The sequence below is a fragment of the Pediococcus siamensis genome (genome assembly GCF_047220215.1).
GTDB lineage: Bacteria > Bacillota > Bacilli > Lactobacillales > Lactobacillaceae > Pediococcus > Pediococcus siamensis.
In genome coordinates, this window is the sequence record NZ_CP178375.1 from 154,293 (window position 1) to 175,542 (window position 21,250).

General features: G+C 39.4%; 23 protein-coding genes. 15 read left to right on the forward strand and 8 right to left on the reverse strand.

Annotated elements, in window-relative coordinates; all coding sequences use genetic code 11:
- Positions 1 to 178 precede the first annotated feature (178 nt).
- From ACLJJ6_RS00705 to lacG (ACLJJ6_RS00720), 4 genes are read left to right on the forward strand one after another with little or no spacing between them, the layout of a single operon-like run.
- On the forward strand, positions 179 to 1,063 hold the full coding sequence (locus tag ACLJJ6_RS00705) for a PRD domain-containing protein (protein WP_412989562.1): 885 nt from the start codon (positions 179 to 181) through the stop codon (positions 1,061 to 1,063).
- Positions 1,053 to 1,400: a PTS lactose/cellobiose transporter subunit IIA gene (locus tag ACLJJ6_RS00710; protein ID WP_412989563.1), complete on the forward strand. Its 348-nt coding sequence runs from the start codon at positions 1,053 to 1,055 to the stop codon at positions 1,398 to 1,400. The genes ACLJJ6_RS00705 and ACLJJ6_RS00710 overlap by 11 nt, the downstream gene beginning before the upstream one ends.
- Positions 1,401 to 1,424: 24 nt before the next feature.
- On the forward strand, positions 1,425 to 3,176 hold the full coding sequence (locus ACLJJ6_RS00715) for a PTS lactose transporter subunit IIBC (RefSeq protein WP_412989564.1): 1,752 nt from the start codon (positions 1,425 to 1,427) through the stop codon (positions 3,174 to 3,176).
- Between the two features lie 12 nt (positions 3,177 to 3,188).
- Complete coding sequence (gene lacG, locus ACLJJ6_RS00720) at positions 3,189 to 4,598, forward strand: 6-phospho-beta-galactosidase (RefSeq protein ID WP_412989565.1); 1,410 nt, start codon at positions 3,189 to 3,191, stop codon at positions 4,596 to 4,598.
- A gap of 190 nt (positions 4,599 to 4,788) precedes the next feature.
- Here the strand turns inward: lacG (ACLJJ6_RS00720) and ACLJJ6_RS00725 are convergent, their stop codons facing one another.
- The gene (locus tag ACLJJ6_RS00725; RefSeq protein ID WP_412989566.1) at positions 4,789 to 5,343 is read right to left on the reverse strand and encodes a DUF6773 family protein; all 555 of its coding nucleotides are present in this window, start codon (positions 5,341 to 5,343) and stop codon (positions 4,789 to 4,791) included.
- On the reverse strand, positions 5,252 to 5,452 hold the full coding sequence (locus ACLJJ6_RS00730) for a helix-turn-helix transcriptional regulator (protein WP_412989567.1): 201 nt from the start codon (positions 5,450 to 5,452) through the stop codon (positions 5,252 to 5,254). Before ACLJJ6_RS00730 ends, ACLJJ6_RS00725 begins: the two co-directional genes overlap by 92 nt.
- Positions 5,453 to 5,743: 291 nt before the next feature.
- Here ACLJJ6_RS00730 and ACLJJ6_RS00735 point away from each other — a divergent pair, with 291 nt between their 5' ends.
- The 5 genes from ACLJJ6_RS00735 (at position 5,744) to ACLJJ6_RS00755 (ending at position 10,835) form a co-directional block, all read left to right on the forward strand.
- Positions 5,744 to 7,501 (forward strand): PTS lactose transporter subunit IIBC, encoded by a 1,758-nt coding sequence (locus tag ACLJJ6_RS00735; RefSeq protein ID WP_412989568.1) that lies wholly within the window; start codon positions 5,744 to 5,746, stop codon positions 7,499 to 7,501.
- A gap of 32 nt (positions 7,502 to 7,533) precedes the next feature.
- Entirely contained in the window at positions 7,534 to 8,394 is an 861-nt protein-coding gene (locus ACLJJ6_RS00740) for a PRD domain-containing protein (RefSeq protein WP_412989569.1), read from the forward strand.
- Positions 8,395 to 8,426: 32 nt separating this feature from the next.
- Positions 8,427 to 8,780: a PTS lactose/cellobiose transporter subunit IIA gene (locus tag ACLJJ6_RS00745; protein WP_412989570.1), complete on the forward strand. Its 354-nt coding sequence runs from the start codon at positions 8,427 to 8,429 to the stop codon at positions 8,778 to 8,780.
- 14 nt (positions 8,781 to 8,794) lie between these two features.
- A complete protein-coding gene (lacG, locus tag ACLJJ6_RS00750) occupies positions 8,795 to 10,216 on the forward strand; it encodes a 6-phospho-beta-galactosidase (RefSeq protein ID WP_412989571.1) in 1,422 nt (473 codons plus the stop codon).
- Between the two features lie 154 nt (positions 10,217 to 10,370).
- Positions 10,371 to 10,835, forward strand: coding sequence for a universal stress protein (locus ACLJJ6_RS00755; protein WP_412989572.1), 465 nt, complete (start codon positions 10,371 to 10,373; stop codon positions 10,833 to 10,835).
- A gap of 67 nt (positions 10,836 to 10,902) precedes the next feature.
- Here the strand turns inward: ACLJJ6_RS00755 and ACLJJ6_RS00760 are convergent, their stop codons facing one another.
- Positions 10,903 to 12,309 (reverse strand): C69 family dipeptidase, encoded by a 1,407-nt coding sequence (locus ACLJJ6_RS00760; RefSeq protein WP_412989573.1) that lies wholly within the window; start codon positions 12,307 to 12,309, stop codon positions 10,903 to 10,905.
- A gap of 285 nt (positions 12,310 to 12,594) precedes the next feature.
- On the opposite strand from ACLJJ6_RS00760, the gene ACLJJ6_RS00765 reads away from it, so the two are divergent.
- Genes ACLJJ6_RS00765 through ACLJJ6_RS00775 form a run of 3 tightly spaced genes read left to right on the forward strand, consistent with a single transcriptional unit; the run spans position 12,595 to position 14,475 of the window.
- Positions 12,595 to 13,398, forward strand: coding sequence for a tetratricopeptide repeat protein (locus ACLJJ6_RS00765; RefSeq protein WP_412989574.1), 804 nt, complete (start codon positions 12,595 to 12,597; stop codon positions 13,396 to 13,398).
- Between the two features lie 27 nt (positions 13,399 to 13,425).
- The gene (locus ACLJJ6_RS00770) at positions 13,426 to 13,914 is read left to right on the forward strand and encodes a PTS glucose transporter subunit IIA (RefSeq protein ID WP_412989575.1); all 489 of its coding nucleotides are present in this window, start codon (positions 13,426 to 13,428) and stop codon (positions 13,912 to 13,914) included.
- A gap of 33 nt (positions 13,915 to 13,947) precedes the next feature.
- Positions 13,948 to 14,475: a PTS transporter subunit EIIB gene (locus ACLJJ6_RS00775; RefSeq protein ID WP_412989576.1), complete on the forward strand. Its 528-nt coding sequence runs from the start codon at positions 13,948 to 13,950 to the stop codon at positions 14,473 to 14,475.
- A 26-nt stretch (positions 14,476 to 14,501) separates the two neighbouring features.
- Here ACLJJ6_RS00775 and istB read toward each other — a convergent pair whose 3' ends face one another.
- Both istB and istA read right to left on the reverse strand, forming a co-directional pair.
- Positions 14,502 to 15,332, reverse strand: coding sequence for an IS21-like element helper ATPase IstB (gene istB, locus ACLJJ6_RS00780; RefSeq protein ID WP_412988384.1), 831 nt, complete (start codon positions 15,330 to 15,332; stop codon positions 14,502 to 14,504).
- Positions 15,319 to 16,533 carry an IS21 family transposase gene (gene istA / locus ACLJJ6_RS00785; protein WP_260210390.1) on the reverse strand — a complete coding sequence of 405 codons (1,215 nt, stop codon included), beginning with the start codon at positions 16,531 to 16,533 and terminating at the stop codon, positions 15,319 to 15,321. The genes istB and istA overlap by 14 nt, the downstream gene beginning before the upstream one ends.
- Positions 16,534 to 16,630: 97 nt before the next feature.
- Between istA and ACLJJ6_RS00790 the strand changes: the two genes are divergently transcribed.
- Together ACLJJ6_RS00790 and ACLJJ6_RS00795 are read left to right on the forward strand one after the other, a co-directional pair.
- A complete protein-coding gene (locus ACLJJ6_RS00790; RefSeq protein ID WP_412989577.1) occupies positions 16,631 to 17,641 on the forward strand; it encodes a PTS transporter subunit EIIC in 1,011 nt (336 codons plus the stop codon).
- Between the two features lie 63 nt (positions 17,642 to 17,704).
- Positions 17,705 to 18,364, forward strand: coding sequence for an SDR family NAD(P)-dependent oxidoreductase (locus ACLJJ6_RS00795; protein WP_412989578.1), 660 nt, complete (start codon positions 17,705 to 17,707; stop codon positions 18,362 to 18,364).
- 11 nt (positions 18,365 to 18,375) lie between these two features.
- On the opposite strand, the gene ACLJJ6_RS00800 is transcribed toward ACLJJ6_RS00795, so the two are convergent.
- Positions 18,376 to 19,254 (reverse strand): LysR family transcriptional regulator, encoded by an 879-nt coding sequence (locus ACLJJ6_RS00800; protein ID WP_412989579.1) that lies wholly within the window; start codon positions 19,252 to 19,254, stop codon positions 18,376 to 18,378.
- Positions 19,255 to 19,348: 94 nt separating this feature from the next.
- Between ACLJJ6_RS00800 and ACLJJ6_RS00805 the strand changes: the two genes are divergently transcribed.
- The gene (locus ACLJJ6_RS00805) at positions 19,349 to 20,371 is read left to right on the forward strand and encodes an amidohydrolase family protein (protein WP_412990397.1); all 1,023 of its coding nucleotides are present in this window, start codon (positions 19,349 to 19,351) and stop codon (positions 20,369 to 20,371) included.
- A 48-nt stretch (positions 20,372 to 20,419) separates the two neighbouring features.
- Here ACLJJ6_RS00805 and ACLJJ6_RS00810 read toward each other — a convergent pair whose 3' ends face one another.
- Together ACLJJ6_RS00810 and ACLJJ6_RS00815 are read right to left on the reverse strand one after the other, a co-directional pair.
- Positions 20,420 to 20,878 (reverse strand): transposase, encoded by a 459-nt coding sequence (locus tag ACLJJ6_RS00810; RefSeq protein ID WP_412989580.1) that lies wholly within the window; start codon positions 20,876 to 20,878, stop codon positions 20,420 to 20,422.
- A 1-nt stretch (position 20,879) separates the two neighbouring features.
- The gene (locus ACLJJ6_RS00815; RefSeq protein WP_412989581.1) at positions 20,880 to 21,218 is read right to left on the reverse strand and encodes a transposase family protein; all 339 of its coding nucleotides are present in this window, start codon (positions 21,216 to 21,218) and stop codon (positions 20,880 to 20,882) included.
- Positions 21,219 to 21,250 lie beyond the last annotated feature (32 nt).

A 21,250-nucleotide genomic window follows, 5' to 3' on the forward strand; every position in this document is an offset into this window, starting at 1 on the left:
TGTGAAAAAAGAAATGAAAGAAAAGTAAATAAAGCGTTTACATTTTCGGAGGATTGGTCTACAATTACTTATGGATAAAGTTTTTGTGGATCGTTACTAATTCGATTAGGCGTGACCACAAGCAATGTAGCTCATTGCTTGTGGTCATTTTTTTTCGAAAAAAGAGGATATGGTGAAAATGTTGACCATCGTTCAGATTTTTAATAATAATGTGGCCTTGATCAAGTTGAATGATAATCGTCTTGCAATTGTCAAAGGAAAGGGGCTTGTCTTCCAAAAGAAAAAAGGAGATCAGGTGGACGTTCAAAAGGTGGAAAAAATTTTTTATTTAGAAACTGCGGAGTCTAAAGAGAACTTATATTTTCTGTTGAAAGACATTCCGATCGATATTGTGACCACCACTTACGAGATTGTGGATACCGCTCAAAAGAAATTTGGTTTTTCGGTTCTGGATTATGTTTATATAACGCTCAGTGATCATATTTATGGTGTTTATAAACGTATGCAGGCAAATGACTATCATGAGAGTCTGGTGCCTGATATGCATACAGAATATCCGACTGAATATGCCATTGGTGCCCGGGCACTTGAAATTATTGAAGCTGATTTGCATCTGCAGTTACCAAAAAGTGAAATCAAAAGTATTGCGTTACATTTCATCAACGCACAAGGCACACCTGGAGCCGATAAGCTTGATGAATCTCTGACAACCTCGGTTAACGATATTGTACAAGCTGTTTTAAATAAAAATCACATTTTAAGAACTAAAGAAAATGGCAATTATTATGATCGCTTGATGGTTCATTTGCAGTATCTCGTTGATCGCTTGGATCAATCGGAAACGCATGGTTCCGCCTTTACCGAATCCTTAGAAAACAGTCTGGAAAAATCTTATCCAAATTCCGCTCATATAGCAAAGGAAATTTACAACGATCTGCAAAAACAACTATCCGCAAAGCTTAATGAGAATGAAAAATTATACTTTATTATCCACATTCAGCGCTTGATTAATGAACAACCGCAGAATGCAGATGACACTGGAGGAAAACAAAATGGCAAGTAGAGAAGAAGTTTCAATGGTCGGTTTTGCGATTGTCGCCTATGCCGGAGATGCTAAAACAGCACTGATGAAGGCTCTTGATGAAGCTCGTGATGGGAACTTTGAAAAAGCCCGGGAGTTAGTCAACGAGTCAACACAGTCCATTAATGATGCGCACAATGAGCAAACAAAGCTGCTCAGTCAAGAGGCGGGCGGCGATGATATGGATGTTACCTTCATCATGGTTCATGGGCAAGACACCCTGATGACCACTATGTTATTAAAAGATGAGGTTCAGTATTTTATTGATGAATATGAAAGGATTGCCAAAATCGAAAAAAATCTTGGTATCCAAAAATAAGACGATGTACGAGGAGGTTATCTCATGAATTGGATTGTGAAACAAATTGAGAAGGCCCAGCCATTTTTCCGTAAATTATCCGCTAATATCTATTTGCAGGCGGTTCGGGATGGGTTTATCTCACTAATGCCAATTATTATTTTCTCAAGTATTTTCATATTAGTTGCGAATGTACCTAATATTTGGGGCTTCTATTGGCCGACAACTGTTAGCGACAACTTAAACAGATTTTATAACTATTCAATGGGGGTCTTATCCCTGATGGCGGCTGCTAATGTTGCCCGCGCACTCACGCGTAATTTAAATGTGCGACTGCCAAAAATTGATCAAATCCCTGAAGCAGCCGTGATGTTCGGGGCTCAGATCAGTTTTTTGCTCGTGGCTGTGGATCCCTTTACTAACAAAGCCGGCGTCTTGTTCTTCAATACGTCGTTTATGGGAACAAAAGGCTTAATCTGTGCGTTCTTGGTAGCATTCATTGTGCCTAACATTTACTTTTTCTGTTTTAAACATCACATTACGATCAAGTTACCAGATGCTGTCCCACAAAATATTTCTTCAGCATTTACAAATATTATTCCGTTTGCATTTGCCAGCTTCTTCTTTTGGATCTTCGATATGGTATTTAGAGCGTTCGCAAATGCCAACTTGGCAGCTTGGATTATTCAAGTGCTTTCGCCATTATTTACAGCTGCCGACGGTTATTTTGGGTTAGCGATTGTCTATGGTGCAATGGCCTTCTTCTGGTTTATCGGAATTCAGGGTCCCTCGATTGTGGAACCTGCTGTGACAGCAATTTACTTAACGAACGTTGAAGCCAACTTGAAAGTATTTGAAGCTGGTGGCCATGCCACAAATATCTTGGCACAAGGAACACAGTACTTTGTGGCTACCATTGGTGGAACTGGGGCAACTTTGGTGATTACCTACATGTTTGCTCTGTTCGCGAAATCGAAAGAACTAAAAGCGGTAGGACGTGCCGCAGCGATTCCTGTCTCCTTTGGGGTTAACGAACCAATTTTATTTGGGGCACCGTTGATTTTAAACCCCGTATTCTTCTTACCATTTATTCTGACGCCTATTTTTAATGTTTGGGTATTTAAGATTTTCGTAGATTTCTTTGGAATGAACGGCTTTATTTATAATTTACCATGGACGACACCGGGGCCAATCGGGTTGTTTATGGGAGTTGGTTTTTCAATTCAGGCGTTGATTTTAATCGTTGTAATTCTAGCAATGGACGTCGTTTGCTACTACCCATTCTTCAAAGCTTATGATGCACAAAAAGTTTCGGAAGAGGCTGAAGCCGATGCAAAAAATGCTGCAGCAGGGACTACAGCAACTGTTGCGGCTCCTGTAGAAGTCGACAGCGGGGAAATCCCGGTAAGTATGACTAAAGACAAGAAGAACTTAAATATTATGGTCATCTGTGCCGGCGGTGGTACAAGTGGTATTTTGGCAAACGCCTTAAATAAGATGGCAAAGGAAAAAGATTTACCTGTTGAAGCCGCAGCTGCTGCGTATGGGGCACATGGAGACTTGTTACCAGATATGGATGTTGTGGTGTTAGCGCCGCAAATGGATGCGATGCGTGATTCTTTGAAGCTTGAAACTGACAAAGCTAATGTCAAAATGATTACGACAACCGGCAAACAATATATTGACCTAACTAGACATGCGGATAAGGCTTTGCAATTTATTGTTGGTAAGCTAAAGGGTGAAGACGAGACAGATAAAGATTCAACACAGACGCCAACCCCAACACCAACTGCTTAAGAGGAGGATACTATGTTAAATCGAGTAAAAGCATTACCAAAAAACTTTGTGTGGGGTGGCGCGACCGCTGCCTATCAAGTTGAAGGGGCTACAAAGGCCGACGGTAAAGGAAAAACAATGTGGGATGATTATTTAAAGGCGCAAGGCCGGTTTTCGCCGGACCCCGCTAGTGATTTTTATCATCGGTATCCTGAAGACGTAAAATTAGCTCATGAGTACGGCCTAAATGCGATTAGAGTCTCAATTGCCTGGACCCGAATTTTTCCTAAAGGTTACGGCGAGCCTAATCAAGCGGGGGTGGCCTATTATCATAAATTATTTAAGACCTGTATCGAAAATGGCGTTACGCCCTATGTATCTTTGCATCACTTTGATTCACCTAAAACGCTGTTTGACCAAGGAGATTGGTTAAATCGAAAGAATATAGATTATTTTGTGGCTTACGCGGAATTTTGTTTTAAAGAATTTAAAGAGGTTAAAAATTGGTTTACAATCAACGAATTGATTTCGCTGTCGCTATCTCAATACATCGCCGGAAATTTTCCGCCTAATCATCATTTTGATGTGACCAGTGCAATTCAAGCCCAGCACAATGAATTGCTAGCACACGCTCGGGCGGTCAACTTGTATAAGTCACTGCACTTGAACGGACGCATTGGGCTGATCCATGTTTTGCAGCCGATTTATCCGATTACGCAGACACCGGCGAATAAACACGCGGCGGCTTTGTATGATGCCTTTATCAATCGGTTCTTGCTAGACGGGACCTTTTTGGGCGATTATTCCGATGAAACAATGGACTTGATCAACGAAATTTTGCAAAAAAATAATGCCAAACTGGATATTCAAGCAGGCGATATGGCAATCTTGAAACAAGCAGCCACCCAAAATGATTACTTTGGTTTGAATTACTATCAATCTCAATTTATTCAAGCCTATGACGGTCCCAGCGGTAACCAATTTAATGGTACCGGTGATAAGGGCTCTTCATCCTTTAGTTTTCATGGCGTTGGCCAGGTGGTCCCTAAAGCGGGTGTGCCGACTACGGACTGGGATTGGAATATTTATCCCAAGGGTCTCTACGATATTTTAAAAAGGATCGCTAAAGAATACCCAAATTCCAAGACCATTTACATTACTGAAAATGGATTAGGTTATAAAGATCAGTTTGTGAGTGCGGATCAGGTTATCGACGACGAGCCGCGAATTGATTACATTGATCAACATCTGGCAGCCTTACTACAAGCCCGAAAGGAAGGGGTCAACGTTCAGGGGTACTTTGTGTGGTCGTTGCAGGATCAATTTTCCTGGGCGAACGGCTATAACAAACGGTATGGATTATTCTATGTGGATTTTGATACCCAAAAACGCTACGTTAAAAAGAGTGCCCAGTGGTTCAAGGAACTCGCAGATACGATGTGATTTGAAATTTTAATTGCTAAAAAGTGAGGTGGGGAGAGATCTCTCAGCCTCACTTTTTAGTCTCCAAACTTCAACAGTCGAAATCATGGAAAAGGCTATCTACTTTGATTAACGACAGAGATCGCACGATTCGGCATCCGGGGTTATGTTCGAAGTTAAACCCCTTTTCTCACTCTCGTTTTTGGATGTGCTATAGCTCTTCTCTTTGATCTAACTTTTTTTGAATTGCATTTTGTCTTTTTTGGTTTATGTGGTGCATTATTTTAAAAATAAAATAGGGAATCAAAAATGAACTGATAAATGTTACGATTAGCACGGCCCCCAAAAAAACCATTCCAGTTTTTGAATAAAAATTTTTATAAGTGTGAAAATTTGAGAATCCGTTTAAACAAGTAACGATTAAAGCGACTGCTAAGCTCATAAACGAGGGACGCATTGAAACGTTTAACCCAATTACTAAATAACGCACAAACAAATAGCCGCCAACGACGAGTAACATAATGAGTTCGCCTAAGTATTGGGACAAGGGTGTTTTAAGAAAAATACTTTGGACGATAATCGATAGTATTAAAGCAACAATTAAAATAGTTAGTGCTTCGCTGTTAACTTGACGGTATTGAGCAACAACGCGTTCGTCAGGGGTACGTTTTTTTTCATAGTGATTCCTCCCAAAAAAGATCGTTAAGTGTCTTATCAAGTGTTTTGCAAATGGCAACACAGAGTCTAAGTGTGGGATTGTATTCACCGGCTTCAATTAAGCCAATGGTCTGCCTAGTCACACCAATTGCAGCGGCCAGGTCAGCCTGGCTCATACTCTTATTTAATCGCGCAAATTTCATTTTTTTATTTTTCATTATTCATTTTGCTCCGTTTAAATGCAAACTATATATTGCCTAATGCAAATTATATATTACATTGAGCAAAAAGTAAACCACTTTCGAAACTAAATAAAGCGTTTACAAAAAGATGCGATGGTGCTATGATGAATTTGCTAAAGGAATAAACAACAAAAGTGGATCGTAACTATTAGATTAGGCGTAACCACGAATTAACGAGACGAGGGTGACCTCCGTCGTTAATTCGTGGTTTTTCTTTTGCTTTATTTTAAGAAATTATTTATTTATATATAGAAAGGAAGTTATAATATGAATTTTATCATCAGTAGACTTGAAAAGCATCAAGGCTTTTTTGAAAAAATCTCTAAGAATATCTACTTGATGGCAATCAAGGACGGCTTCTTGGCTGCTATGCCCATCATCTTATTTTCAAGTGTCTTCATTCTTTTAGCGAATATTCCAACCTTAATCGGGTTGCACGTCTCGGCAGATCTCATTAATTGGTTTAATAAGATCTACAACTATACTATGGGGTTTGTCGGATTTTATGTTGCCGGAACAACCGCCAAAGCACTGACCGGTTCCATGAACCATAAAATTAAAGGTGGTAAATTTATCAATAGTACCTCCACCATGATGGCATCCATGTGCGGTTTCATGCTGTTAGCCATTGGAACCACAAAGAGTGGCGCATATTTAGGGACTTACTTTGGTACAGAAGGCATTCTTTCTGCATTTGTTTCTGCCTTTTTGACGGTCAATATTTATAAATTCTGTGTCCAACGTGATATTACGATTCGAATGCCAAAAGAGGTACCTGGTGCGATTTCACAAAACTTTCGTGATATCTTTCCGTTTGGCTTTTCCGTCTTAGCCTGTGCAGCAATTGATGTTGCTGTGCGCGCAACTTTACATGTACCTTTTTCAGCGTTGATTGCTACTGTGATCCAGCCATTATTCAAAGGCGCTGAAAGTTATCCCGGCCTTGCATTGATCGAGTTTTTGGTTCCTATGTTTTGGTTCTTAGGTATTCATGGTCCCTCTGTTGTTAAGCCGGCATTTGAAGCTGCTTTGTATGGAAACACCACAGCCAATTTAAATCTCTTTAAAGCTGGCCACTTTCCTTTCCATGCGTTAACAGAAAACTTTTTAAACTTCGTTGGTGAACTTGGCGGAACTGGTGCAACTTTTGTAGTTCCAATTATTTTCATCTTTCTGATGCGTTCCAAACAATTAAAAGCGATTGGGAAAGCTTCCGTAATTCCGGTCATGTTTGCGGTTAACGAACCTTTGCTATTCGGAGCACCGATTATTTTAAATCCATACTTCTTCATTCCATTTGTTGCTACACCTATGGTTAATGTTTTGATTGGGAAATTATTTATTGACTTTCTGCATATGAATGGTTTCATGTATATTCTGTCGTGGGCACTGCCGGGGCCGATTGGGGCATTTATGGATACGAACTTCCAGCCAATCTCATTATTGCTCATGGTTCTCCTGCTTGTACTTGATACCTTTATTTACTTGCCATTCTGTCGGGCTTATGATGCAACGCTGGTTGCTCAGGAGGCCAAAGTTGATGCTGGGGAAGCAGTTGTAGATACAGCAGCAGAAAAGACAACGCCCGCAGTTCCCGAAACAAGCGCAGAACCAGCAGCAAAGGTCACACCCACAGCTCAAGATGATAGTAACAGTGCTCCTACAGCACCAACTGTTGGTAAGAAATTAGCTCGTCAGGTTAAGGTGCTGGTTTTGTGTGCAGGTGGCGGTACAAGTGAACAATTAGCGAATGCGCTGACAGCTGCGGCTAAGCAGTATCAGGAACCAATTGTTGCAAGTGCGGGGGCTTATGGGTCTCATCACGATATTTTGCCTAATTATGATCTGGTAGTTCTGGCTCCTCAAGTCCGTACCTATTACGATGATTTAAAGAGCGATACAGATCGTCTCGGCATCAAATTGGTTGCAACTAAAGGTCAGCAGTATATTGCCCTGACACGTGACCCTGAAAAATCTTTGAATTTCATTTTGGAGAATTTACAGGGAACTGATTTTGTAAATTAAGCTTCATTAATTTTTTTCTAGGAGGTGGAAAAATGCGATTGGTTATTCGTTCTGTATACAATAACAATAGTGTCCTCGTTGATCTTGGTGCCAGAAAACAGGCAATCATTTCTGGTAAAGGGATTGGCTACCATAAGCGTCCCGGCGACACAATTTTAGCAACTGATGCGGATAGTATTTTGTATTTGGAAGATGACCGAATTAAGAAACATTTTGCCACGTTACTCAAGGACGTGCCGATTGATATTGTGGTAACGGCGTTTAAAGCAATTGACATGGCTAAACACACTTACCATTATTCCGTTTTAAATTATATTTATGTGACCTTGACAGATCACATTTTTCAGATGTATAAACATCTCATGAATGGAAGTTATCAAGCCAGTTTGGTTCCAGACATTCATGAGCGTTATCCAACTGAATATGCGATCGCCAAAGCGGTTTTGACCATGGTAAATGAGAATCTCAACGTTCATTTTCCCAACACTGAGGTTAAAAATATTACGCTTCATTTCATTAATGCGAAAGGTGTCGATCCTGAGTCGGGACCAAAAGACACGTTGAATGTGCGTGTGAATCAAATTGTGAACCAAACTTTTAAAACTTACGGGATTAAACGAAATCTAGCCAATCAAAATTATTTTGACCGGCTTATGATCCATTTACAGTATTTAGTCGAACGCGTGCAGAATAACGCCTTGGATGACCACGCATTGAATACAAATATCGAAGCGGATTTTCACCGGTTATACCCTAAGTCTTATGAAATTTCGGGTAAAATTTGTGATCAATTAGAGGAGAAATTGCAGATTCGCTTGAACGAAAATGAAAGGGTTTACTTCATTATTCACATTCAGCGCTTAATCCAAGAAAATGCGAACCCAATGGCATGACGACATTTATTAAGACAGGGAGGATTTAGAAAATGGCAACTAAAAAAGAAATTTCAATGACCGGTTTTTCGATTGTTGCTTATGCAGGAGATGCAAAAACAGCTTTAATCGAGGCTTTACAAGAAGCACGTAAAGGTAATTTTGAACATGCTCGAGCATTAGTGGCGGAGTCTAATCAATCGATTGTAGACGCTCATAATGAGCAAACTAAACTGTTAAGCAAAGAAGCCGGCGGCAGTGACATGGACGTCACGTTTATTATGGTTCATGGTCAAGATACGCTCATGACGACCATGCTATTAAAAGATGAGGTGACCTATTTTATCGACGAGTACGAACGAATTCATCGAATTGAGACGCAACTTGGCATTGAGTCACCAAAATAAAGGAGCTACTAGAAATGACATTACTAAAACGGGTTAAAAAGTTACCCCAAAATTTCGTCTGGGGAGGTGCGACTGCTGCCTATCAGGTAGAAGGCGCCACTCAAGCTGATGGTAAGGGCAAAACAATGTGGGATGATTATTTAAAAGCGCAGGGACGTTTCTCACCTGATCCGGCAAGTGACTTCTATCATTTGTATCCTGAAGACATTGAACTGGCAAAACTTTACGGGTTAAATGCAATTCGGGTATCCATTTCATGGACGCGTATTTTCCCTAAGGGTTACGGCGAGCCCAATCAAGCGGGAGTTGACTATTATCACCGGCTATTTCAATGTTGCTTAGCCAATGGTATTACGCCATATGTGTCGCTACATCATTTTGATTCGCCCAGAACGCTTTTTGAAGATGGCGACTGGTTAAATCGCAAAAACATTGACTACTTTGTCGCCTATGCTGATTTTTGTTTTAAAGAGTTTAAAGAAGTGAAAAACTGGTTTACGATCAATGAGTTAATTTCTTTGGCGTTTTCACAATATATCCAAGGAAACTTTCCGCCGAGCCATCACTTTGATGTAACCAGCGCAATTCAAGCAGAACATAATGAATTGTTAGCGCATGCCCGCGTTGTGAATTTATTCAAAGATAAAGGTTATGCGGGCCGAATTGGACTCATCCATGTGCTGCAACCTGTTTATCCTTATCCTCAAACACCAGCCAACCAACACGCGGCGGATTGTGAAAATGCCTTTATGAACACATTTTTACTGGATGGGACATTTTTAGGCGAATATCGTCCAGAAACTATGGCACTCGTGAACGAGGTTTTACAAAAGAATGACGCGCGGCTTAAAATTGAGCCCGGCGACATGGCGATTCTAAAAAAAGCAGCCAGTCGAAATGATTATTTTGGGTTGAATTACTATCAGCCATCTTTTGTAGCAGCTTACGAAGGCGAGAGCACAAACACCTTTAACGGTACCGGTGAAAAAGGTACAAGTTCCTTTAAATTCAAGGGCGTTGGTCAACACGTAAAGAATCCCGAAATTCCAACTACCGATTGGGATTGGAACATTTATCCTAAGGGTCTTTATGATGAATTGAAATGGGTTAGTGCGACCTATAAAAATTGTAAAACCATTTACATTACTGAAAATGGTCTTGGTTATAAAGATACCTATGCGGGAGTGGGGCAAGTCATTGACGACGAGCCGCGAATTGATTACATTGATCAACATTTGGCGGCCTTATTGCAAGCCCGAAAGGAAGGGGTCGATGTGCAAGGCTACTTTGTGTGGTCACTGCAAGATCAATTTTCCTGGGCGAACGGCTATAACAAACGGTATGGTCTGTTTTATGTGAACTTTGAAACGCAGGCTCGCGAAATCAAGAAGAGTGCCCAGTGGTTCAAGGAACTCGCAGACACGATGAACACGTAAAAAGATAAAAATCCTAGTAAACTGTTTTTCACGAATGGTCTACCGGGATTTTTAAGTTGGTTGATCAGTTTTAAGGGTAAATTTTTCTAAATGGTAGCGTCGCAAGCCAATATTGATTATAATCAAGTAAAAGACTGAAATAAGAGGTAAACCGATGCAATATAAAAGAATTCTGGTTCCGGTAGATGGCTCGAAGAATGCTGAATTGGCTGTGACGAAGGCTGTTTCTACCGCCAAACGGAATAAAGCCCATTTAGACATTATTTCCGTTATTCAAACCAGCCGTTTTCTGGATGTTTATGGACATATGGGTTCAAACACGGATTATCTGGATATCACTTATCGAAAAACAAAAGAATATGTTGAAATGCTACAGGAACAGATTCAAGAAAAATACGATTTTGATGATGTTTCGATCTCGGTAGAGTCCGGGGATGCTGGCAAAGTCATCACTAGTTCGGCCGCGACAGAATTAAAAAGTGATTTAATCATGATGGGGGCGACTGGTATGGGTGCACTCAAGCGGACCATGATTGGTTCAGTTGCAGATTATGTGGTCCGAGTTGCGAAATGTGATGTTTTGCTGGTGAGAACGGATTTATCAAATAAACTGAAATAAAAACAAGTTAACTAAAAAAGTTCCTGGAATCATGTGATGAGATTCCAGGAACTTTTTTGGTTCGTTTTTAATCATTTAAAGTAAACTGTAATTTCATTTGCGGTTCACCTAGAGCTAACATTTGACCTAATAATTTATTTGCAGCTTTCATAGCAACTTCGGCCATTTGGGCGTTAATTTTTTCGAGATAAGCCTGAACATCAGCTTCATGTTTGTAAGCTTGGTCTGCCTCAATTTGTAAATTGCGGCAAGCTGCCACAGTATTTTCTTCAAACAGGTTCTCCTGATCTTCATACAAACCAAAATTGTGATCGCCTAAAAGGGCTAAAACATTGGTTAACCAATACATTGTGGTAGGATCACAGTCACCAGTTGTTTGTTTATAGGCAGCGGGCGTGTCGGTTACGTTGGCATAAAACGGGACAACAGCATTAAATGTGTTGGGTCCAAAGGCCAGCCAATGAATGCCGGCAATTTCAGCAGGAACATCAGGACGAATTTGTAAAATGTGCAGTTCTTGGTTACGGTTAATGCCAATTGGACGGAATTGCTTTTTCTCATCTTCTGTACCCGTACCATAAGGATCATAGGGGGTATTTTGATAATGAGAACTTAAAACGAATTTCATGTCCTCGACACTGATTTTTTTGTCTGTACGACAAATGAAAGGCAAATCTTGGTCAATCGGAACCGTCTTGAATTCGGGATTGAAATATTTTTGACTGTACCAAGCCCGCGGGTTGTTGTAACGGGTGTCCTTGATGGTAGCACTGCCAAAAATGTGACGCAGATTGACTTGATCGCGATCAGGATTCAAGTGATAAGTTTCAATCAAATCTGGTAAATCTGCAGCAAATAAAGTGTCTTCGGAGTCAAAGTCATAATGGTCAATGTTAAATCGGTTAGGTGCGATCACATAAGCGTCATCCGGAATACGGATCGCAGCCCAGTGATGGCCACCAATGGATTCAAAGTACCAGACCTCATCCTGATCAGAAAAGGCCATCGCGTTCATTTCGTAAGTCCCGTATTTTTCGAGCAGGGCACCCAACCGTTTCACACCTTCGCGAGCGGAGTGAATGTAAGGCAGCGTAATGGTGGTAATGTCTTCTTCGCCAATACCGTTTGCTACCAACGGGTCAACCCCAAGAATGCGTGAATTAGAAGTAATCGTTTCGGTGGCGGTCATAGCCACATTGGCACTGTTAATGCCGGCACCGGCCCAAATCCCGTGACCGGATGTTGCATCTGGGGTAGCAGTGTAGCGCAAAGGATTGTCAGGTAAGTCAATTTCAACTGGACTGAGCACCACTTGGTAATGGGTTGGTTGATCCTCTGGGTTAACCACAACAAACTTTTGGGGATTAAGTGGACCAGCACCGTCTTCGTTGCGGGCGATCATGGTAGAGCCGTCAATAGAAGCTTTTTTACCGACTAGAATGGTGGTACAAGAACCTTTAATACGTTTTGTCATAAAAATATCATCTCACTTAATTATTTCCTTAATTGTAGGATATTTACGGTCAAAATGCGAATGCAGCTTAACATAAAATTGCTTTTGACAATTAATTCCTGATTTTTGAAGAAATCGGGAATTAAAATTTGTGGTTAGAAATAACATAAATAAAACCAAAAGATATATTGCACACACAGAGTAAATCGGGCTTATTGAGGCTTGTTTTGCGGAATCTAGGGTAATTCTTTAAATAGAAATCTAGATACATTAGAAAGCATTTATTCGCTTGTGGAATAAATGAAGATGTATTTTGAATTGCTTACTAATTATTTTGAGTGCAGAATAATAGTTAAAGAAAACGTTTTCTTTAAATTGTTGAGGAACAAAACGGGTGAGTATTTCATGAATGGTAAAGATGATTTCGAAAAAATTTATCAAGATGCCAAAAAGAGACACAATCTTCAACCGATTTTAGCTGAATTAATTATTCGTGCAAAGAATGGAAATACAAGATTTCAAACTTCTTTGGGATTTGCTTACCAAACAGGTGAATTACCTATTGATTATAAAAAATCTAGATACTGGTCAAAATGTGCCATTGCAAATGGAAGTGTTCAGGCAATCACTAATTTGGCGGTTCTGTATATAAATGGTCAAGGGGGATCACAAAATTTAAAAAAAGGAATTGCGATGCTAAAAGATGGCGTTAAAAAAGGCGATTTCAAAGCATTACGATATCTTGGCAGGTGCTACCAGAAAGGATTGGGAGTTCCTATTGATTTGTTGAAAGCTAGAAGCTATTTTGTAAAAGCAGCCAAAGCGGGAGATATAACCAGTATGGCATATTTAGGCGACTATTATTGTTTTGGTATGGGAGGTGTACAAGTAGATTACCAAGTAGCATTTAGATGGTATAAACGTGCTTCTAAACGTGGCGATGTTGTTGCTGTACCCGGGATGCTTGGTATTGCTCGTATGTATGAGCAAGGGCTGGGGAGGCCCCACAATATATCATTAGCAATGAAATGGTACAACCGTGCTGCTCAAACAGGCAGCAATAGTGCTAAAAAAGTTTTGCAGAAATTAAAAAAGGAAAAAAATTATTAGTGGAAATGAAAAGCGGAGGAAGTTTAAATGCAGATCTTTAAACATAAAAGTCAGAAATTTTCAGTTGTTGCACCAATCGCTGGAGAATGTATTCCCTTGGAGAAAGTAAAAGACGATGTATTTTCTAAAAAAATGATGGGTGAAGGTTTTGCAATTATTCCGTCACAGAAAACAGATGTTGTGGTTGCACCTATTGATGGTGAAATCATTATGATTCCAGATTCTCTACACGCAATTGGAATGCGTTCAAATACAAAAGATGTGGAGATCTTAATTCATATTGGATTAGACACAGTAGCTTTGGCTGGGAAGGGCTTTAAAGGACTGGTAAAGCCCAATACAAAAGTTAAGGCAGGAATGCCCTTAATAAAAATTGACTGGCATGTAATGAAAGAACACAACTTAGATATGAGCACAATGATAATTTTCACAAAAGGATACTCACAACCAATCGAGTTAGGTAGTCTTGATGATACTTTGGTTCACTCTAGCCAAGTGTTATTACGAGAACAATAGATAATTTTTGATTGTATGGAAAGGGTGAAAAAAATGGCCAAAAATAGTAAAGATACGGAAAATCGAGAGTTAGCTAAAAACGTTTTAGATGCTGTTGGTGGCAGAAAAAATATTGAGAGTGTTACGCATTGTGTAACGCGATTGAGATTTAATTTAAAGGATGACAGTATTCCAAATGCTGATGCAATAAAAAAAATAGCCGGAGTTATTGGTGTTAACGAAACCGCAGGGCAGTATCAAGTTATCATTGGACAGAAAGTAGCTAAAGTGTATGATGCACTCTGCGAAATAGCAGGAATCAAGGAACAGGAAGCTATCGATGAAAACTTAGATCCTGAATTATCAGCCAATGGACACAAGAAGCTTACGTTAAGGGCAATAGGTTCAGTGATTATGAACCGCCTAGTTGGCTGCTTGACACCAATCATACCCGTAATTATGGTTTCATCAATGTTTAAGATGCTGGTTTCGATTTTAGGACCGCAATTTCTCGATGTAATCAGTAAAAGCAGCGATACCTATGTCAACGCCGATGTGAAAATGTCGTTTTTTGCCGATTAAAAAATGCTGTTTTTTACCGATAAGGTTTACAGTGTCTCACTGCTCCTTTCTTTATTTTGTGAGCTAAAACCTGATAAATCAGGTCCAGAATTATCCTTCTTTTCAATCAAATGATCCTTCATTCGATATGATCGACCGGTGATTCGGATGACTTTAGCGTGGTGAACCAAGCGGTCTAAAATGGCGTTAGCTAACATCTTATCTGAAAAGGTGTTTCCCCACTTAGAAAGCGGAATATTAGTGGTGATAATGGTTGATTTCCGTTCATATCGTCTTTCAATTAGCTGAAAGAACAGCTTAGCACCCACTGACTCAATTGGGAGATAACCAATCTCGTCAATGATTAGAATTTGAAAACGGGCATACCGGCGCAACACTTCTTCGCTTCGTCCTTGAACTTGTGCTGTTTGAAGCTTGTTGATGAGGTCGCTACATCGAATAAACTGCGTTGAAATTCCTTGTTTACACCCTTCAATTCCAATGGCGGTGGCTAGGTGAGTCTTACCGACACCGGAGGTGCCGATAAACAAAATGTTTTGATTCTCTTGGGTGAATCTTAGTGATCCCAAGTCCTCAATTGTCCCTTGGTTAATTCCTGGTTGATAGCTAAAGTCAAAGTCAGCTAACGTTTTTTCATATGGAAAGCGGGCTAGTTTAATTCTCAAATTAATCTTTTTTTGTTCCCGGTATTTAAGCTCAGCCGTTGTCAATTCGAATAAGGCATCACTCAAGGACTTGGGTGCTTCATCTTGATGATCCAATAGGTAGCCTAAATGTTCGGCGAAACGATCTAACTTTAATTGTCTAAGGTTGGTGTATAACGCTTGGTAATTAGCCATTTTCTCACTCCATTTCATCAAACATCTTCAGGTTTCGGTCGACGTAATCATCAATGACTCGGTCATCACGATTCTTATAAAGGTCTGATCGGACAATCTCTTCCATGTCATCGCGAAGATAATTAAATCTTTTCAGTGAAATAGGGTGAGAACGAATTAGTTCTCCGTTATAATAAACGTATAGAGTATTGTCATCGTGTTTAATTTGTACGGTTTCGTCAATATATCTGATGGGGACGGAGTATTTCCGATTTTGAAAGACAATCATTGATTCCTTGCTAACTTTCCTTGCGATGGTTTGGCTGGCATAGGCATCGAGTAAGTCATGATCAAAATCATGGAGATACTCTTTTTCTTTATCAAGCAATAAATAAGGCGGAATTTGAGTCGCCTGAGACTTCTCATGATTCAGCTGATCACACGTCAAATGAACGATCTCGGCTAAGTCTAGCGGCTCTTCAAACTCATGGTTGTAAACTTTAATTCGCTGAGTAGTTCTGGCCAACGCCTCAACCTTTCCTTTGGTTTGTGGCCGAAACGGTCGACAAGCAATTGGCTTGAAACAAGCGTCCTTAGCGTATTCAACGAAGGTTTCATTAAATACCGGCTTACCAAAATTACTTTTATGATGATCGACGACAACCTTTTGGTTGTCAAACCAGATTTCTTTCGGCACACCCCCGGTTGCCCAAAAGGCATTCGTTAAGCAATCAAAAAAGGTAGTTTGGCTGCGACTGAAGGTAAATTGCATGTATTTCATTCGCGAGTACCCTAAAACATATAAGAAGATGTTGCCTTTGACAATCTCTCCATGCCGAGAAATCAATGTTAAGTCTTCTTTCCAATCAACCTGGGCTGAAAGCCCTGGCGAGGTTTCAATCCGGATAGTGGCTTTTTTCGTTGCGGCTTTTCTGATGGTTCGACAATAGTCTCTGAGAATACTTTGCTTTCCTTGATAGCCACGTTCTTTGATAAAGTAATAAATTGCCGTTGCCGAACAGCCTTCTAGAACCTTTTCTTCAATCGTTTTTCGATAATCGTCAAGTTTACTCGGCCGCCGTAAGGGTTGTGGCTGCTCATCTGGGGGCGTGAGCCCTAAATTGTAGTATCTTTTAACCGTTCGCGGATCAACACCATATCGTCGACCAATTTCAGCGAAGTTGGGCTTTATTTTGTTCATAATATATTGCTGGACACACTGTTCAACATCTAAACGCATTTCAGTTCCTCCAAATTTGAGATACGTTTAGTTTACCGTAAAAAAATGTTGGAAAACCGACATTTTCTAATCGGTATTTTCCAACATTTTACAACCGTTGCTGACAACCTATAAGCTGTTTGCTTTTGTTGGTGATGCTGGATTTTATTTTTTGCCGGTAATTGTTGGCTATACAGCATCGCGTCAATTTAAAACAAGTCCAATTTTGAGTATGTTGCTTGGTGGAATTCTTCTTGAACCCTCGTTGGTAAACATTGTTTCCGCGGGAAAATCTTTTTCAATCTTCGGTATTCCAATGGGGTTGGTGAGCTATGGATCTACCATTTTACCAATCATTCTATCTGTTTGGGTAATGAGCTATATTGAACGGTTTTTCAAAAAGTATTTACCAGATTCCGTTAGTCCATTATTAACGCCAACATTAACAATTTTTGTTATGCTACCAATCACTTTATGCGGGGTTGGCCCCTTAGGCAGTTATCTTGGAGATTTAATTAATGCACTTGTTCAAGGAGCTAGTCATTTAGGTGGTGTTTGGAGCCTTCTTGCAACGGGATTAATTGCTGGATTTTGGCCAATACTGGTTATGACGGGTATGCATCTTGTTCTTTTGGCAACTGCACTTGTCAATTTTGCAACAGTTGGTAAGGATTCATTTATTTTAGTATGTGGTGCACTGGCGGGATTTTCTAGTTCAGGAATTGCAATTGGAGCTGCACTTAAACTGCATAGCAAAGAAGAAAAAAGAATGGCGTGGAGTTACCTATTTGCGAATATTATTGGCGGCGCGACAGAACCAACTTTATATGGAGTGGCGGTACGTTATAAGAGACCATTCATTTCTTTAATCATCGGAGGGTTTGTAGGAGGAATATACGCTGGGCTCTCGCATTTAACAATGTGGGTAATGGTTCAGGGTGCGTTTATTTTAGAGCCCACTGCTTTTATTGGTGGTGGTTCATCAATAAACTTTATTAATGGGTTAATTACCGGGGCAATTACTACAATAGTTGCCGCAGCGGTCACTTACTTTTGGGGTATTCCAAGTGCAGAAAATAGAAAATTAGCACCACTTACTCACCTTGCTCCTGTGGTTCCCATTCACTAGGTGAAAAATATTAAGAAGTGTTACCAAAGAAGGAGAATTTTTTACGAGAGGGGTATACAGAATTTGAGCAACTCTACTGTTTCAAGAAAAACGGCAGTTCTGTCTGGTGTTACCTATGGTATAGGAGTGGAAGTTACACTAAAGCTGGTAGCACAAGGTTATAACATCTGTTTACTTACACATAGAGCTACAGATGCTAGAAATTTAAAAAATAAAATTGTAGCTTTAGGAAAAGATTGTGAAATTTATTTATGTAATGTTGATGACAGTAATGAAATTAATAACACATACCAAAAAATTATGGATCGTTTTGGACAGATAGATTTGGTCTTTACTAATATGGGATTGATGCCAGACTCATTGCATTATCCTAAAAAGCCTGTATATCAATTAACTACGTTAGAGTGGCGTAACTACTTGGAAACCACTTTAATGGGGGTAATCAATAGTACAGACTTGGCCGCAAAAGTTATGAAAAACAATATGAATGGCGGGCTTATTTTTGCCACTGCGTTGTATGGAATGATACCAAAAGCCAATTATGGGCTCTATGTGGTTTCTCGTAGTGCAATCCGTGCCTTAATAGAAACAGTGAATATAGAATTTGAAAAAATTAATAAGCCTGTTAATGCCTATTTAATGGCACCAGAACAAATTAAGGATCTCCCCAACGAAGTAATTGCGAGGGTTCGGACACATGGGGAATCTAAAATCAACTTTTGATTTGGATGAATCTATTTGTAAACACTGTTGGAAGGATAGATACTTGAAATGAATTGACGTTTATTTTTGGTTAAATTTGAATCTGGCATATAACATAAGAATATTTTCGAGGTTACATCTGGAAAAACTGGGACTGTGATAATATTCGGATTAGTCTTATCGACTAATTTCTCCATAAGTAAGGAAATACCCATTCCAGACGCTACAAATTCAAGAATGTTTTCAACTTGATCATCAGTGTAAAGAACATTTGGTGTAAAACCGTTATGTTCACAAAGTGTGATGCAATTATTGTAAGGACGTGATCCCCTAGGCTGAAGCAAAAAATTGTCATTTTTCAGCTGACCGATTTTGATGGACTTGTAGTTCGCCAAATGATGATTTTTTGGTAACACAGCAACCATATGATCAGTAGTATAAGGAACTTTTTGAAAGGTATATTCTTCGCTCACGTCCCTAATAAATGCTAAGTCGCATTCGTGCTTGTATAACAATTTCTCGAGTTTTCCGGAAGGAGCAGTTATGACTTTCACATGCACGTTACTGTTTTGGATAAAACGAGTGATAATCTGTGTGATGCCGTATTGTCCAATAGATGGGATAGCACCGATATTTAAAGAGTTTCCGTGGGCAACGGTTTCGTTTATCTGTTCCAGACAATTGTTTTCAAGTTCGACGATTTTAGTTGCATATTGTAAATAGATATAACCATAATCACTTAATTTCACAGATTTGGTAGTTCTGTCGAATAATTGTACACCTAGCTGGGTTTCGATTTTTTGAATTCTTTTTGAAAGTGTGGACTGTGAAATGTAAAGCAGGTCTGCGGCCTCGGTAAAATTTTGGCTTTTCGCCAAAGCCAAAAAGGTCTTAATATATTCAAGTAACAAATTATCACTCCTTACTCAGCTATTCATATATGGAATAAGTGTAGTCGGGTACTTATAAATAAGTCAAATAAAAAGGTAAATAGAGATGAGTAAAATGATTATAGATTCAAATGTTTATTGGTTACCAGAAGAATTATTCACTTCTGAGACATTAGCAAATCAATTTTTGCGTTCAGTACCAAGAGAGTATGATGTTTATGCACACAAATTGGTATCGTCAGATGGAAGAAAAGAGTTTGTAATTGAAAAACCGGAGGGATCAGCAAATTTAAATTATTTTTCTGGTGATTATGCATTAGAAAAGCAGTTACGAGATTTGGACGAAGCTAATGTGGAAAAGGTAGTTTTAAAATTACCTGGTTGTGCAGAATGGTTAACGTTAGATTTATGTAAGAAATTTAATAATTTAATGGCAGAACGTGTACGACAAAGTAAAGGCCATATGGAAGCACTTGCTGTTGTACCGCCTCGAGCTGATGCAGATGTTTTGAAAGAGTTGACCCGGTGTGTCACGGAACTACACATGAAAGGGGTTCAACTCGCGGCACATTATGGGAACAAATATTTAGACGATCCTATGTTCCGGCCATTATTGAAAAAAATCAATGATCTAAATGTTCCGGTGTATGTTCATCACACTCCCGTACCGACTGAGTATACAGCTTTGTTGGATTATAATAATTTACGTAGATCATATGGACGTTGTGAAGATCAAACAATTGCTGTATCTCGTGAGTTGTTTAGTGGTATGTTTGAAGAATTACCAAATCTTAAAATGATTCATTCTATGCTTGGTGGCGGCTTTTTTGCATACACTAACATGTTTTTTCCAACAGACTCCGGTAATGGCAGATTTAATACGAACAATGAAAAAATTAAAAAGTATTTAAACAAAAATATTTATTTTGAAATGTCACATGCACAGCCGTGGGGAGTTGCACAGTTAGAGTGCGCTGTGAAAGTGTTAGGAGCAGATCATATTATTTATGGATCGTCTTATCCAGTAAAAAAGAGTTGGCTAACAGAGGGTCCTACTTATGTTGAGTCTTTGAATATTAGTGGTGCTGATAAAAATAAGATACTCTCAGGGAATGCTGTAAATATTTATAACCTTTAATAAGTGGTTCTTCGTCAACTGTTGTTGGTGAAATTTTTAAAGTTCTAATCATTTGGTGATTAGGACTTTTTTTGTTTTGACCCTAAATGCATACAAGATCCGAATTCTGAAACGGAAGAAACTCCGATATCCGTAGCTAACGCGTTTAATGATTTTAATTTTATTGTTTGAGCCCACTAACGCTCCATTTGTATAGGTCGTCAAAAATGTATGCCGAATCTCTTCATGGTGTTCCTGAAGGACTTTTATAGTAGTACTATGCATTTCTTCAGAACAACCTTCTAGATGCCAAAAAGCGGCATTATAGTTGTTCCAATCTTTATGTTGCAGGGTAATGTGAACGTTATTGAGGATTTGGTAGGTCTGTTTGAATTCTGGATCGAGAGATAAAAGATGATCAACCACGTCCGTAGCCGTTATCCAGTAGGGAAAATTAGTCCATTTATGAAAATGTTCGAAATCTAATTGGTTAGCCGGTACTAACAACAATTTCCAATAGCGTTTCAAGTCATGCTTTTCTAACGGGATTAGAAATCGTACAGTTTTTGGGCACTAAACTCGTTTGGGCTAAAAAAGTTGTCTGGCACGCTTTACATTGAAAATTACGACGCTTAAGTTGTAACAGCACATTGTTTTCTAAAGTTCTTGCGAGCCGGACATTGGTATTGCGCCAGCCATAATTAATAATTTGGCCTTCATTGAGAATACCACAGTGCGGACAGGCCTTGGGACGGTAATCTAATCTGCCTTGGAAACGGATGGCGCCATCCGTTCCTCTAGCACCAGTTTCAATTTTTATATGTTTATCTTCTATGCTTAATAGTAATTTGGTAGTATCATTATCCATAAGGGCATTTCCTTCTTTCTCGGATCATGGTG